The organism is Nonomuraea sp. NPDC050663 (assembly GCF_044456985.1).
In the GTDB taxonomy this organism is placed as follows: domain Bacteria; phylum Actinomycetota; class Actinomycetes; order Streptosporangiales; family Streptosporangiaceae; genus Nonomuraea.
Genome location: NZ_JBITGL010000012.1, coordinates 184,555 through 198,343, shown reverse-complemented (window position 1 = coordinate 198,343; position 13,789 = coordinate 184,555). Strand labels below are relative to the sequence as shown.

At 69.5% G+C, this 13,789-nt stretch carries 14 protein-coding genes; 10 read left to right on the top strand and 4 right to left on the bottom strand.

Annotation, left to right across the window (positions count from 1 at the left end; translation table 11 throughout):
- Window positions 1–123: 123 nt before the first annotated feature.
- Genes ACIBH1_RS32735 through ACIBH1_RS32725 form a run of 3 tightly spaced genes read right to left on the bottom strand, consistent with a single transcriptional unit; the run spans window position 124 to window position 3,542 of the window.
- Window positions 124–879, bottom strand: coding sequence for a succinate dehydrogenase/fumarate reductase iron-sulfur subunit (locus tag ACIBH1_RS32735; RefSeq protein WP_397317834.1), 756 nt, complete (start codon window positions 877–879; stop codon window positions 124–126).
- Window positions 876–2,744 carry a fumarate reductase/succinate dehydrogenase flavoprotein subunit gene (locus ACIBH1_RS32730; RefSeq protein ID WP_397317833.1) on the bottom strand — a complete coding sequence of 623 codons (1,869 nt, stop codon included), beginning with the start codon at window positions 2,742–2,744 and terminating at the stop codon, window positions 876–878. The genes ACIBH1_RS32735 and ACIBH1_RS32730 overlap by 4 nt, the downstream gene beginning before the upstream one ends.
- Before the next feature lie 12 nt (window positions 2,745–2,756).
- Window positions 2,757–3,542: a hypothetical protein gene (locus tag ACIBH1_RS32725; RefSeq protein WP_397317832.1), complete on the bottom strand. Its 786-nt coding sequence runs from the start codon at window positions 3,540–3,542 to the stop codon at window positions 2,757–2,759.
- Window positions 3,543–3,761: 219 nt separating this feature from the next.
- On the opposite strand from ACIBH1_RS32725, the gene ACIBH1_RS32720 reads away from it, so the two are divergent.
- Genes ACIBH1_RS32720 through ACIBH1_RS32680 form a run of 9 tightly spaced genes read left to right on the top strand, consistent with a single transcriptional unit; the run spans window position 3,762 to window position 12,186 of the window.
- The gene (locus ACIBH1_RS32720) at window positions 3,762–5,060 is read left to right on the top strand and encodes an extracellular solute-binding protein (protein ID WP_397317831.1); all 1,299 of its coding nucleotides are present in this window, start codon (window positions 3,762–3,764) and stop codon (window positions 5,058–5,060) included.
- Window positions 5,053–6,528, top strand: coding sequence for an ABC transporter permease subunit (locus ACIBH1_RS32715; protein WP_397317830.1), 1,476 nt, complete (start codon window positions 5,053–5,055; stop codon window positions 6,526–6,528). Before ACIBH1_RS32720 ends, ACIBH1_RS32715 begins: the two co-directional genes overlap by 8 nt.
- Complete coding sequence (locus ACIBH1_RS32710) at window positions 6,525–7,367, top strand: sugar ABC transporter permease (RefSeq protein ID WP_397317829.1); 843 nt, start codon at window positions 6,525–6,527, stop codon at window positions 7,365–7,367. Before ACIBH1_RS32715 ends, ACIBH1_RS32710 begins: the two co-directional genes overlap by 4 nt.
- Window positions 7,368–7,401: 34 nt before the next feature.
- A complete protein-coding gene (locus ACIBH1_RS32705; RefSeq protein WP_397317828.1) occupies window positions 7,402–7,965 on the top strand; it encodes an RNA polymerase sigma factor in 564 nt (187 codons plus the stop codon).
- Window positions 7,962–8,747, top strand: coding sequence for a zf-HC2 domain-containing protein (locus ACIBH1_RS32700; RefSeq protein ID WP_397317827.1), 786 nt, complete (start codon window positions 7,962–7,964; stop codon window positions 8,745–8,747). Before ACIBH1_RS32705 ends, ACIBH1_RS32700 begins: the two co-directional genes overlap by 4 nt.
- Window positions 8,744–9,583, top strand: coding sequence for an ABC transporter ATP-binding protein (locus ACIBH1_RS32695; protein ID WP_397317826.1), 840 nt, complete (start codon window positions 8,744–8,746; stop codon window positions 9,581–9,583). The genes ACIBH1_RS32700 and ACIBH1_RS32695 overlap by 4 nt, the downstream gene beginning before the upstream one ends.
- Before the next feature lie 11 nt (window positions 9,584–9,594).
- The gene (locus ACIBH1_RS32690; protein ID WP_397317825.1) at window positions 9,595–11,025 is read left to right on the top strand and encodes a hypothetical protein; all 1,431 of its coding nucleotides are present in this window, start codon (window positions 9,595–9,597) and stop codon (window positions 11,023–11,025) included.
- The gene (locus ACIBH1_RS32685; RefSeq protein ID WP_397317824.1) at window positions 11,022–11,663 is read left to right on the top strand and encodes a hypothetical protein; all 642 of its coding nucleotides are present in this window, start codon (window positions 11,022–11,024) and stop codon (window positions 11,661–11,663) included. The genes ACIBH1_RS32690 and ACIBH1_RS32685 overlap by 4 nt, the downstream gene beginning before the upstream one ends.
- Before the next feature lie 25 nt (window positions 11,664–11,688).
- Window positions 11,689–12,186 carry an HIT family protein gene (locus tag ACIBH1_RS32680; RefSeq protein ID WP_397317823.1) on the top strand — a complete coding sequence of 166 codons (498 nt, stop codon included), beginning with the start codon at window positions 11,689–11,691 and terminating at the stop codon, window positions 12,184–12,186.
- A 21-nt stretch (window positions 12,187–12,207) separates the two neighbouring features.
- Here ACIBH1_RS32680 and ACIBH1_RS32675 read toward each other — a convergent pair whose 3' ends face one another.
- Entirely contained in the window at window positions 12,208–13,056 is an 849-nt protein-coding gene (locus ACIBH1_RS32675) for a haloalkane dehalogenase (RefSeq protein WP_397317822.1), read from the bottom strand.
- 97 nt (window positions 13,057–13,153) lie between these two features.
- Between ACIBH1_RS32675 and ACIBH1_RS32670 the strand changes: the two genes are divergently transcribed.
- Complete coding sequence (locus tag ACIBH1_RS32670) at window positions 13,154–13,609, top strand: MarR family winged helix-turn-helix transcriptional regulator (RefSeq protein ID WP_397317821.1); 456 nt, start codon at window positions 13,154–13,156, stop codon at window positions 13,607–13,609.
- Window positions 13,610–13,789: the final 180 nt, after the last annotated feature.

Here is a 13,789-nt window from a genome sequence, read left to right as displayed (position 1 = left end):
TGGACACCACGACGCCGGAGGAGTGAACGGCGGCGGGTGTTGCCCTCACTGGCGTCTCCTCTCGACATGCGTGCGCCTGCCGCCCCATGATCGATCCCTGGGTACGGCAGGCGCAACGGGTTTCTAGCTGCTGCTCCGCTTGAAGATCTTGTTGCCCAGCCAGACCAGCGGGTCGTACTTGCGGTCGACCACACGCTCCTTCATCGGGATGAGCGCGTTGTCGGTGATCTTGATGTGCTCGGGGCACACCTCGGTGCAGCACTTGGTGATGTTGCAGTAGCCCAGGCCGTGGTCCTCCTGGGCGGAGACCTGGCGGTCGGCCACGTCGTACGGGTGCATGTCGAGCTCGGCGATCCGCATGAGGAAGCGCGGCCCGGAGAAGGCGGCCTTGTTCTCCTCATGGTCACGGATGACGTGGCACACGTTGTTGCACATGAAGCACTCGATGCACTTGCGGAACTCCTGCGAGCGCTCGACGTCGACCTGCTTCATGCGGTACTCGCCGGGCCGCACGTCCTTCGGCGGGGTGAAGGACGGCACCTCGCGTGCCTTCTGGTAGTTGAACGAGACGTCGCAGACCAGGTCCTTGATCACCGGGAAGGTCCGCATCGGCGTGACCGTGATGACCTCTTCCTCGGTGAAGGTGGACATGCGGGTCATGCAGCCCAGCCGCGGCTTGCCGTTGATCTCCATCGAGCAGGACCCGCACTTGCCGGCCTTGCAGTTCCAGCGAACGGCCAGGTCGGGCGCCTGCGTCGCCTGGAGGCGGTGGATGATGTCGAGGACGACCTCGCCCTCGTTGACCTCGACGGTGAAGTCTTCGAGCTTGCCTTCGCCGCCCTCACCGCGCCAGACGCGGAACTTCCCCTTGTAGCTCATCGGTCCATCTCTTCCTCGGTGAGGTACTTCTTCAGCTCTCCCCGGTCGAACAGGTCGAACAGGTCCTGGCGCATCTCGGGCTGCGCCTGCTCGACGACGGTGACGCCGGAGCCGTCGGCCGTGGCGCAGACCAGCAGCTTGCGCCGCCAGTCGGAGGACATGACCGGGAAGTCGTCGCGGGTGTGGCCGCCGCGCGACTCCTCGCGCAGCAGGGCCGCCTTGGCCACGCACTCGGAGACCAGCAGCATGTTGCGCAGGTCGAGCGCCAGGTGCCAGCCGGGGTTGTAGATCCGGTTGCCTGCCGCGCCGACCAGCTGCACCCGCTCCTTGAGCTTCTCGATGACCTCGAGGGCCTCCGAGATCTCGCCGGCCTTGCGGATGATGCCCACCAGATCGTTCATCGAACGCTGGAGCTCCTGGTGCACTTCGTACGGGTTCTCGCCGGTGCGCTCCAGCGGGGCGAGCGCCTCCTTGCGGGCGCTCTCGACGGACGCCTCGCTCACCTTCGGGCGCGCCTTCAGCCCGTTGATGTATTCGGAGGCGCCCAGGCCCGCCCTGCGGCCGAAGACCAGCAGGTCGGAGAGCGAGTTGCCGCCGAGCCTGTTGGAGCCGTGCATGCCGCCCGACACCTCGCCGGCGGCGAACAGGCCGGGGACGGCCGCCGCGCCGGTGTCGGCGTCGACCTCCACGCCGCCCATGATGTAGTGGCACGTCGGGCCGACCTGCATGGGCTCGGTCGTGATGTCGACGTCGGCCAGCTCCTTGAACTGGTGGTGCATCGACGGCAGGCGCCGCTTGATCTCCTCGGCGGGAAGACGCGTGGACACGTCGAGGAAGACGCCGCCCTGGGGTGATCCGCGTCCCGCCTTCACCTCGGAGTTGATGGCGCGGGCGACCTCGTCACGCGGCAGCAGCTCCGGAGGGCGGCGGTTGTTGGCCTGGTCGGTGTACCAGCGATCGGCCTCCTCCTCGGAGGTGGCGTACTTGTCCTTGAAGACCTCGGGGATGTAGTCGAACATGAAGCGCTTGCCGTCGGAGTTGCGCAGCACGCCGCCGTCGCCCCGGACGGACTCGGTGACCAGGATGCCGCGCACCGACGGGGGCCAGACCATGCCCGTGGGGTGGAACTGGATGAACTCCATGTTGATCAGCTTCGCGCCGGCCAGCAGGGCCAGGGCGTGGCCGTCACCGGTGTACTCCCACGAGTTGGAGGTGACGACGTAGGACTTGCCGATGCCGCCGGTGGCCAGCACGACCGTGGGGGCGTCGAAGACGATCAGGTTGCCGGTCTCGCGCCAGTAGCCGAAGGCTCCGGAGATGGCGTCGCCGTCCTTCAGCAGCCGGGTGACCGTGCACTCGGCGAAGACCTTGATGTAGGCCTCGTAGTCGCCGTGCGTCTCGTGGTCTTCCTGCTGGAGCGCGACGACACGCTGCTGCAGCGTGCGGATCAGCTCCAGGCCGGTGCGGTCGCCGACGTGCGCCAGGCGGGGGTACTCGTGGCCGCCGAAGTTGCGCTGGGAGATCTTGCCGTCCTTGGTGCGGTCGAACAGCGCGCCCCAGGCCTCCAGCTCCCAGACCCGGTCGGGCGCCTCCTTGGCGTGGAGCTCGGCCATGCGCCAGTTGTTGAGGAACTTGCCTCCGCGCATCGTGTCGCGGAAGTGCACCATCCAGTTGTCGTCGGAGTTGACGTTGCCCATGGCCGCGGCGGCGCCGCCCTCGGCCATGACCGTGTGCGCCTTGCCGAAGAGCGACTTGCAGACGATCGCGGTGCGCTTGCCCTGCTGCCGGGCCTCGATGGCGGCCCGGAGTCCTGCTCCGCCGGCGCCGATGACGACGACGTCGTAGTCGTGACGTTCGATTTCCACTGCAGACAGTCCTTAGGCGAACGAGAAGGAGATGACCCCCATGGCGACCAGCCGGACGTAGAAGTCGGCGATCATCACGGAGAACATGGAGGCCCAGGCGAACGGCTGGTGCTTGGCGTTGAGCTTGGAGACCAGCTGCCACATCTTGTAGCGCACCGGGTGCCGGGAGAAGTGGTTGAGGCGGCCGCCGGTGATGCTGCGGCAGGAGTGGCAGCCCAGCGTGTAGCACCAGATGAGCACCGCGTTGGCGAGCAGGATGTAGGTGCCGAGGCCGGCGGGCTTGTGGATCAGCGCCAGGATCGCGTCGTAGGTGAGGATCGCGCCGACCGCGATGGCCGCGTAGAAGAAGTAGCGGTGGAGGTTCTGCAGGAGCAGCGGGAAGCGGGTCTCGCCCGTGTACTTCCCGTGCGGCTCCTGCACCGCGCAGGCCGCCGGGGACAGCCAGAAGGAGCGGTAGTAGCTCTTGCGGTAGTAGTAGCAGGTGAAACGGAACCCGGCGGGGAAGGCCAGGATCAACAGGGCGGGCGGCAGGGCGTACCACTCGCCGAACGGGGCGAGTCCCAGGAACCTCGCTCCCTCAGGGCACGACTCCGCAAGGCAGGGCGAGCTGAAGGGCGCGATGTAGGGATCGACGAAGTAGTCGTTGTTGAAAATCGCCCAGAAGCTGTAAACCAGGAACGAGGCAAGTCCCAGGAAGGTCAAAAGCGGCTGAAGCCACCAGCGATCCGTGCGGAGAGTGCGCACCGTGACCTGGGCACGCTGTCTACGGACCGGACTCTCTGGCGTCGTTTGGGTCATCACAGACCTCTCCACCAAGTGTTGGCGCGTCTATCGGTGGGGATACGTTACGCCTGACTACCCCGGTCAGTGTGAGAACAGTCACGCCACAATTCCCAAGACCCTGTGTGATTGTCGTCACTCTGCAGAGCCCCGCGGCACAACTTTGTAACGATCTAGAAACTTGCCGAAATCCGTGGTTTTCTTGCTGAAAGTGCGACTCATCCCACTGGAGCCACCATGCGCCGAAACGCACTGGTCCTTGGTCTCACGTTGCTCTTAGCCGCCTGTGGCGGCTCGCCCGCTCAGCAGGCGGACCCCGCACCCAGCCCCTCCGCCGCCGCTCCCACCGCCTCCGGCCAGGCCACCACGATCGTCGAGCCCACGGAAGGCCCGATCAAACGAGCCGCCGCCGACCTCGTCATCTGGGCCGACGACACCAGAAGCCCGATCATCCTGAAGATCGCCGAGCGCTTCGCCGCGGAGAAGGGCGTCAAGGTCGCCGTCCAGCAGCTGGAGTTCGGCGACATCCGCGACAACCTCGTCACCCAGGGACCGGCGGGGGAGGGCCCCGACGTGATCATCGGAGCCCACGACTGGCTCGGCAAGCTCGTCACCAACGGCGCGGTGGCACCCCTGGAGCTCGGCGACAAGCTCGGGCAGTTCAAGGACGTGGCCGTCAAGGCCTTCAGCTACGACGGGCAGGTGTACGGCCTGCCGTACGCCATCGAGAACATCGCGCTCTTCCGCAACACCGACCTGGCCCCCGAGGCGCCCAAGACCTTCGACGAACTGCTCAAGGCCGGCCAGGACCTGGTGAAGGCCAAGAAGGCCGAACTGCCGATCGCGCTGCAGGTCGGCCCCGAGGGCGACCCATACCACTTCTACCCGCTCGCCACCTCCTTCGGCAGCGGCGTCTTCGGCGTCAAGCCCGACGGCAGCTACGACCCGGCCCGGCTGCTGATCGACAACGAGGGCGGGCTGGCCTTCGCCAAGGCGCTCGACCGCTGGCGCAAGGCCAAGGCGCTGTCGGCCGACATCACCTACGACATCGCCAAGGAGGCGTTCAACACCGGCAAGGCGCCCTTCCAGATCACCGGGCCGTGGAACACCGACGACGCGGTGAAGGCGGGCATCAAGCTGGCCGTCGACCCGATCCCGTCGGCGGGCGGCCAGGCCGCCGCTCCGTTCGTCGGCGTGCAGGGCTTCATGATCTCGGCCAACGCCAAGAACAAGCTGGTCGCCAACGACTTCGTCCTGAACTACCTGGGCACGCCCGAGGTCAGCAAGGAGCTCTACGACACCGGCAAGCGGCCCCCCGCCATGACCGCGGTCTACGACCAGGTCAAGGGCGACCCGATCATCGCCGGCTTCGCCGCCGTGGGCGACATCGGCCAGCCGCTGCCCAGCATCCCGGCGATGGACGCGGTGTGGACGGAGTACGGCCACGCCGAGCGCGACATCCTGCTGGGCAAGGGCGACCCGGCCAAGCTGATGCAGCAGGCGGCCGCCAAGATCCGCGACAAAATCGGTGGGTGATTTGCGAACGCTGGGGGCGAAGCTGCTCCTGGTGGGGGTGGTCAACGCGCTGGCCGTCTACGGCCTGGTGGCCACCTACGCGGTGCGCGACTGGGGGATCTTCGTGGTCCTCCTGGTCGCCACCGCGGCGGTCGACTACGTCTACTTCAGCCGCCGCACCCTGGCCACGCGCTACCTGCTGCCCGGGATGCTCTTCCTGCTGGTCTTCCAGATCTACGTCGTGGTCTACACGGCCTACGCCGGGCTCACCAACGTGGGAGACGGCCACAACCTGACCCGCGAGCAGGCGCTGAGCCACATCCTCGCGGTGTCGGAGAAACGGGTGCCTGGCAGCCCGCCGTACAGGGTCCAGGTCCTGGCCGGGCCGGACGGCCGGCTGCACCTGCTGGCCACCGACCCGCAAGGGACGACGACCCTCGACGGCGAGCCGGTCTCCGGGGCGCCCGCCGGCCACCGCGTGCTGCAGCTGCGCGACCTGGTCAGCCGGCAGCAGGAGGTGCTGGCCCTGCGCGTGCCCGTGGAGGGCGGGTCCATCCGCACCGAGGACGGCTCGACCGGATACATCGCCCGGCCGACCCTGCGCTACGCCGGCGGGCAGCTGACCGACACCACCACCGGCACCGTCTACCGGGCCACGGAACGCGGGTTCTTCGAATCGGACGACGGCAGGGCGCTGACGCCCGGCTGGCGGGAGTTCGTCGGGTTCGACAACTACGTCAGGGCCTTCAGCGACGAGCGGCTGAGGGCTCCGCTGTTGTCGGTCTTCGCCTGGACCTTCGCCTTCGCCCTGCTGTCGGTGCTGACGACCTGCCTCCTGGGGCTGGTGCTCGCGCTGGCGCTGAACAAGGAGGGGCTGAGAGGGCGAGGGGTCTACCGGTCGCTGCTGGTGCTTCCCTACGCCGTGCCGTCGTTCCTGTCGGCGCTGGTCTGGACGGGCATGCTCAACCAGAGCTTCGGCTTCATCAACCAGGGGCTGCTCGGCGGCGCCGAGATCCCGTGGCTCAACGACCCCACGCTCGCCAAGGTCAGCGTGCTGCTGGTCAACCTGTGGCTCGGCTTCCCGTACATGTTCCTGATCTGCACCGGGGCGCTGCAGGCCATCCCGGGCGAGGTGGTCGAGGCGGCCCGCATCGACGGGGCGGGCACCTGGCAGCTGTTCCGCCGGGTGATGCTGCCGCTGCTGCTCGTCTCGACCGGGCCGCTGCTGGTGGCCTCGTTCGCGTTCAACTTCAACAACTTCACGGTCATCTACTTCGTCACCGGCGGCGGGCCGAACGTTCCGGAGGCGCCGATCACGCTGGGCAGCACCGACCTGCTGATCTCCATGGTCTACAAGGTCGCCTTCGGCGGCGCGGGGCGCGAGTGGGGCTTCGCGTGCGCCATGTCGACGATCATCTTCCTCATCGTCGCCGCGATCTCGGCGGCGTCGTTCCGGCGGACCAGAGCGCTGGAGGAGACCTACTCATGACCAGGTGGTTCAGGGACTTCGGATGGCGGCATGTGGTCGGGTTCGCCGCGCTGGCGTTCGCCCTCTTCCCGCTCGTCTTCGTGATCAGCGCCTCGCTCAACCCGCGCGGCACCCTGACCGCCTCCGTCCGGCTGTTCGCCGACGCCTCGCTCGACAACTACCGGGCGCTGGGCGACATCCCCTACACGTTCTGGTTCGTCAACACCCTGTGGATCGCGGGCGCCACCGCCGTCGCCACCGTGCTGCTGGCGGCGAGCGGCGCCTACGCGTTCTCGCGCTTCCGCTTCCACGGGCGCAGGCTGGGCATGCTCGGGCTGCTGCTGGTGCAGATGTTCCCGCAGATCCTGGCCGCCGTGGCGATCTTCCTGCTGATGGCGCAGATCAAGGGGGCGCTCCCCGGCATCGGGCTGGGCACGCAGTGGGGCCTCGTCATGGTCTACCTGGGCGGGGCGATGGGGGTGAACATCTTCCTCATCAAGGGCTTCTTCGACTCCATCCCGCGCGAGCTGGACGACGCGGCCAAGGTCGACGGGGCCTCCCACGCGCGGGTGTTCTTCACGATCATCCTGCGGCTCGGGGCGCCGGTGCTGGCGGTCATCGCGTTGTTGTCGTTCATCGCGACGGTCAACGAGTTCATGATCGCCAGCATCATGTTGCAGGATCCGGAGCGTAAGACGCTGGCGGTGGGGTTGTACGGGCTGGTGTCCGAGCAGCTCTCGGCCAACTGGGGGGCCTTCTCGGCGGGGGCGCTGCTCGGGGCGATTCCCAGCGTGCTGCTGTTCAGGTTCCTGCAGAGGTACATCGTCTCCGGGTTGCTGCGGGGATCGGTGAAGGGATAGAACTCCCGGCGGGAGATTCCGCGAATATCCAGATGTGCGGCCATTCTTCCGAAAACACCGTGACGCCCCGCCCGTCGACGCCCGCAGCACCGACGCGGAGCTGATCGAAGCGGTCGCGGCGGAACGCGTGGAGGCGCTGAGACTCCTCCACGAACGCTACGCGCCATGGCTGCGGGCCCGCCTGTCCCGCAGGTGCGCGGACGAGGACCTGGTCGACGACGCCATCCAGGACACCTTCCTGGCGGTGTGGCGCGACGCCCGCCGCTTCCGCGCGGGACGCGGCGCCGCCCAGGCCTGGATCTGGACGATCGCGATCCGCCGGCTCGTCTCCGCGCTACGGCGCCGCCGCCTGCCCGGCCTGACCCACGAAGAACCGATCACCGCATCGGCCGAGGACGCGGTCCTGCTCGGCATCGAGCACGGCGACCTCGGCACGGCACTGGCCAGGCTCACCCCCGAGCTGCGGGCCGCGCTGCAGGCGACCGTGCTCGACGGCCTCACCGCGCGGGAGGCCGCCGGGCTCCTCGGCATCCCCGAGGGCACCGTCAAGACACGCGTGATGCGGGCCAAGGCTCAACTGAGGGGGTTCCTGGCATGACATGGCATCCGCCCATCGAGCCCTACCTGCGCGGAGAGCTCTCGCCGGTCCAGGCGATGGCCGTCGACGCCCACCTCGCCGCGTGCGAGAAGTGCAGGAACGCCGTGCCGTACGCCGAGGACTGGCTGGCCAGAAGCTGGGCCGGCATCGAGGAACTCGTCGACCGGCCACGGCTGCGGCCGGTCACGCGGCTGCTGCGCGCCGCCGGCGTGCCCGAGCACGTGGCCGTCTTCCTGGCCGCCACGCCCGCGCTGGCCAGGGGCTGGCTGGTCGCCGTCGGGCTGGTGAGCACCTTCGCCGTGCTGGCCGCACGCCTGACGGAATCGCCCGACGCCCTGCTGTTCTTCCTCGTGCTCGCGCCGGTCCTGCCGCTCTCCGGCATCGCGCTCGCCTACGGCCCGCGCGTCGACCCCGTGTACGAGACCCAGGCCGCCACCCCCATGGCCGGCTCGCGGGCGCTGCTGCTGCGGGCCGTCGCCGTTCTGATCGCCGCGCTCGTCCTGACCGGCGCCGCCACGCCGTTCCTGCCCTCGATGGCCGCGGCCTGGCTGCTGCCCGCCCTCGTGCTCGCGCTGGCCTCACTCGCCCTGTCCGCGCGGCTCGCGCCCCTGATGTCGGCCGGGCTGCTCGCCGCCGGCTGGTTCGGCGCAGCCGCCCTGTGGTCCGAACTGACCGGCGACAAGCTGGCCGGCTTCTCCACCTTCGCCCAGATCCTGTACGGCACCGCGGCCGTGATCCTCATCCCCCTCGTCCACCTGCGATTCTCCGGAGAGCCCAGATGAACGTGAGCGCGACCGCCCTGACCAAACGCTACGGACGCAAGCTCGTGCTCGACGGCCTCGACCTGAGCTTCGGCCGCGGCGTGACCGGACTGCTCGGCCCGAACGGCGCGGGCAAGACCACCCTCCTGCGCTGCCTGGCCACCACCCTCGCCCACGACGAAGGCCGGATACGGGCACTCGGCCTGGACCCCGCCGACCGCTCCGACCAGCTCGCGCTGCGCCGCCGCCTGGGCTACCTGCCGCAGAACCCCGGCTTCTACCCGCACTTCACCGTGTGGGAGCTGGTGGAGTACATGGCGATCCTGAAGGAGCTCAACGACCGGCGCGAACGCCACAGGGAGATCCGCCGGGTGCTCGCGGAGGTGGAACTGGCCGACGTGTCGCGGCAGCGGGTGCGCAAGCTGTCGGGCGGCATGCGGCAGCGGCTGGCCCTGGCGCAGGCGCTGCTGGGCGAACCCGAGCTGCTGATCCTCGACGAACCGACCGTGGGGCTCGACCCGTCGCAGCGGGTGCGCTTCCGCTCGCTGGTCTCCAGGCTGGGCGCCGGCCGTACCGTGTTGTTGTCGACGCACCAGACCGAGGACGTCGCCGCCCTGTGCGAGCGGGTGGCCGTCATGCGGGAAGGCCGGGTGGTCTTCGAGGGCACGCCGGGCGAGCTGGCCGCCGTGGCGTCCGGGCAGGTGTGGATCTCGACGGCCGAGCCGTCGCGGGCCGACCTGTCGTGGCGGACCGCCGACGGGCGCTTCCGCTCGGTCGGGACGGCGCCGCCGGGCGGTGCGCCGGTCGAGCCGGGGGTCGAGGACGGGTACCTTCTGCTGCTCGGGGCGCCGGCGTGAGGGGTTCTCCAGTGTCGCCGGCGCTGTTCCGCTTCGAGGTGCGCAGGTCGCTCCGCAACCCCCTGCTGTGGGGAGCGGCGCTGCTCTGCTTCGGCCTGCGGCTTCACGCGACATGGGGCTGGTTACCCGACATGTCGGTCGAGCCCGCGAGCACCGGGGGCGCACTCCTGATCCTGGCGGCCGCGGCCATGATGGCCGCCTACCTCGCCGTCTCGCGCGACCGGAGGATGGCCGAGTCCCTGCTCGCGACCACCGGCGACGCCACCGCACGCACCGCCGCCGCCACCGGGGCCGCCGCACTCACCGGGATCGCCTACGCCACCGCCGTGATGGCGGCCTACCTGGCCATCCGCTGGTACACGGGCCCTGTGGCAGGCGTCTTCGCACTCTGGGACGCCGTGGACGCGATCATCGCCGTCGGCGCAGCCGCCGCCCTCGGCGCCCTGCTCGGCCGCTGGACCCCATGGCTGGTCGCCGTCCCGACCGCGGCCTTCACCCTGGGCGCGCTGATCTACTTCAACGGCAACCAGGGCGGCTACGGGGGCTGGTTCCTGCCGATCGTCCTCTTCCACGGCCCCGACTGGCCCGCCCGGCCCTCGGGCCTGCACACCCTCTACCTCATGGCCGCGATCGTGGCGTGCTCCTGCGCCGCGCTCGCCCGCCACTCGTCCCGATGGCTGGTGGCCGCCGTCGCCGCACTGGCGGTCATGGTGCCCGCGGGGGCCGCCGCGACCGCCGCCGGGCCGGGTGACGAGATGGCCAACCGATACACAGGACGCTCCCTCACCCCGCAGATCCGCGAGCGCTACATCGGACCAGACGTACGGCGCAGCTGCGAGACGCACAGCGGGCTCGACTACTGCGCCTATCCCGCCTACGCGGCGTGGATCCCCGTCTGGGTGTCGGCCCTCGACCCGGTCGTCCGGGCGCTGCCCCCGGCGGCACGAGCCGACCTGCCGCCCGTCCTGCAGGGCACCGACTCGTGGTTCCTCTACCAGGACGATCATGCGTCCCGGGGCGCCACGATGGTGTGGAGCCGCGGAAACGAACAGCGCGCGGCCCTGGCAGCGGACGCCGTACGGCGCGCGCTGGCGATCCGCCCAGCAGGCAGGGACGGCTGCGACCTGTCAGGACAAGGCCGGGCCCTGGTGGCCCTCTGGCTGCTCGGCCAGAGCGTCGCCCCGCGGCTGGCTTCGTACGCCGAGGTGCAGGTGGGGTCGAGCGTCTTCCTGACGGTCCGGTCGCCGCTCGGCAACGTGGTGTACGGTCCGGCGGAGCTGGAGCTCGCGCGGCGGCTCCTGGCTGTTGGCGACGGGAGGGAGCGGGTGTGGGCGCACTGGGACGTGCTCACCGACCCTCGCACCTCGCTCAGCCGGGCCGCCGAACTACTCGGCCTGCCTGCGCCTGGTGAGAGTGTTGTGCGTGGGGAGCGGTGCGCATGATGCGCGCCGTTCGCGTGGCAGCGGTGCCCGTGACCCGCTCCGCCATCACCCTCCTCGCCCTGCTGAGGTGCCTCATCCGGGCCATGGACTGGGCGCCGCTCGCGGTCGCTGGGGCCCTCGCCGTCCTCCTGGCATGGCAGGCCGGCACCGGCGAGCTCTTCACTCTGCTGCGCATGCTCGGCGTGCTGCTCGGCGCCGCCGCCGGCTTCGCGGTGGCCGACGAGATGGGCGCCACGCTCGGGGCGACGCCCGTCCCGCGCTGGCTGCGGCAATGGCTGCGTGCCGGGCTCGGCGGCCTGACCGCGATGGCGTTGTGGTCGACGGCCTGCCTCATCGCGGCGAGCCGGGTGCCGACTCTGCGGGTGCCCGGCATGGCCGCTGAGGCGGCCACCTGCATCGCGCTGGGGCTCCTGGCAGCCGCGATCGCCGGACGCTTCCACCATGGGCGCGTGTCCGGGATGGCAGGACTGGGCGGGTTGCTGGCGATCGTCTCGATCACCCTGGCATTGCGCGGGCCGTACTGGCCCTGGCTCTACCCGCAGGAGGCCAACTGGGAGATCGTGCACGTGGGATGGACAGTGGCGCTGCTAGCGGCACTGACGGCCCTCGGCTGGGCGAACCGGGACCTACGCACCTAGTCCCCGCCCTAGCTAGCGTGGCCCCGTGGAACGCAGCGAGGCGATGGACCTCCAGTCATACGTGGAGCGGGTGCGTCGCGAGGCGTGCTTCATCTGCTCCCTGCTCACCGGAGCGCCCGGCTTCGACCTGGAGCAGATCGTCTTCGAGGACGACGAGCACGTGGCCTTCCTCGACCGTTACCCCACGCTGCCCGGCAAGGTTCTCGCCGCCCCGAAGAGGCATGTCAAGCACGTCGTGCGTGACCTCGACGCCGACGCCTACCTCCGGCTGATGGCCTTCGTGCGCCGGGTCGCGCTGGCGGTCGAGTCGGTGGTGCCCAGCGAGCGCATGTATCTGCTGTCGCTGGGCAGCCAGCAGGGCAACAGCCACGTGCACTGGCACATCGCCCCGCTGCCTCCCGGGACACCGTACGAGGAGCAGCAGTATCACGCGCTGATGACGGAGAACGGGCTCATCCGCTGGTCGGAGGCGCAGGCGGCAGACCTCGCCACCCGCCTGCGCCACGCCTGCCACGTGTTGTAGTCGGCGTCCTCGTGGTCGGCCTCAAAGCCTCTCGATCCATTTCCCGATCTCCGAAGCGATCTCCTCGGGCCGATCCTCGGTGGCATGATGCCCAGCCGCCCCCACATGCACCGTCTCCAACGCCGCGATGTTGGCCCCGCACCACTCCGCGAGCTCAGGCGTGATCATCAACGTCGGTGACCCCTCGAAGGTCAGCAACAGCTTCCGAACCGTCTCCGACCCCGCCAGCCACTCCCCATAGGCGTCCACCCGCGCCGCCACATCCGCCGGCTCCCCATCGAGCGGAATCGACCGAGCCCACCGCAACAACGGCCGCCGACTCTCCCGCGTCGGGTACGGCTCCAGATAAGCCGCCTTCTCCTCATCGCTGACCGGCGTCAGCACCCCACCGGTATAGGCGGTATCCACCAGGAAGTTCCCGCCGAGCACCAACTCCTCGCCCTGCTCGGAGCGAATCAACTCCCCGCGCTTGCGAGGCGCCTCCCCCAACTGGCTCCACGACATCCCTCGCACGATGGCCTCGAAGAACGCCACCCCGCGCACCCGCCCCGGATGCCGCGCGGCCCAGTCGAACGCCAGCGCCCCACCCCAGTCGTGCCCCACGAGGATCACCTCGTCCAGCCCCAGGGCATCGAACCAGGCGTCGAGGTACCGGCTGTGATCATCGAAGCTGTAGGCGATCTCCGGCTTGCCCGATCGCCCCATCCCGATCAGATCGGGTGCCAGCAACCTCCGCCCCGGGATGCGGGGAAGCACCTTCCGCCAGGTGTGTGAGGAGGATGGATTGCCGTGCAGGAACACCACGGGAATGCCGCCCGCACCGTGGTCCTCGTAGTAAATCGTCGAATCGAGCACGCTGATCGTAGGCACGTCCCAGCCTTCTTCCACTGTTAGTCTCACTAACGTTTATGACACTAACGAACATACGTCGTTAGTCCGACTAACGCAACCGCTAGACTCGCTTCCCGTGAACCACCTCGGCGACAGCCCCGCCACACCCGCCCGCCTGCGCCAGTTGCCCAGCCGGCTGCTCAACATCGCCGCCGCCCACGCCGACCGCCTCGTCACGGCAGGCCTGGGAGCCGAGGACGCCCGGAAGTGGCACTACGCCGTCCTCGTCGCACTGTCCGACGGTGGCCCCGCCAGTCAGGCGGCGCTCAGCGACCGCACGGGCATCTATCGCAGCGACCTCGTGGCGGTCATCAACGAGCTGGAGGAGCGGGGATTCGTGGAGCGGACGCCGGACCCGGACGACCGGCGCCGAAACGTAGTCACGGTGACGGCGACCGGGCGGGGATGGCTGGAGAGGCTGGAGCGGGTCTTGGAAGGGCTCCAGGAGGAGGTGCTGGCGCCGCTGTCGGAGGAGGAACGGCGCGTGCTCGTGGGGCTGCTCGCGCGGCTGGTGGAGCATCATCGGGGCTGAGGTTGAGGTGTCAGGGTGGGCAGCCTCGCGGCTTGGTGGCCGAGCGCACGCAGCGAGGTCGTTTGTCGTGGCGCTGCGGCCCTCAGGGGACTTCAGGCTCTCGACCTGATGGGGAAGACTCTCGGTCAGGCAGCGGTGGGTCAAGGCTCGACGCCTGACCGGGGGTCAGGGCTCCGGCTG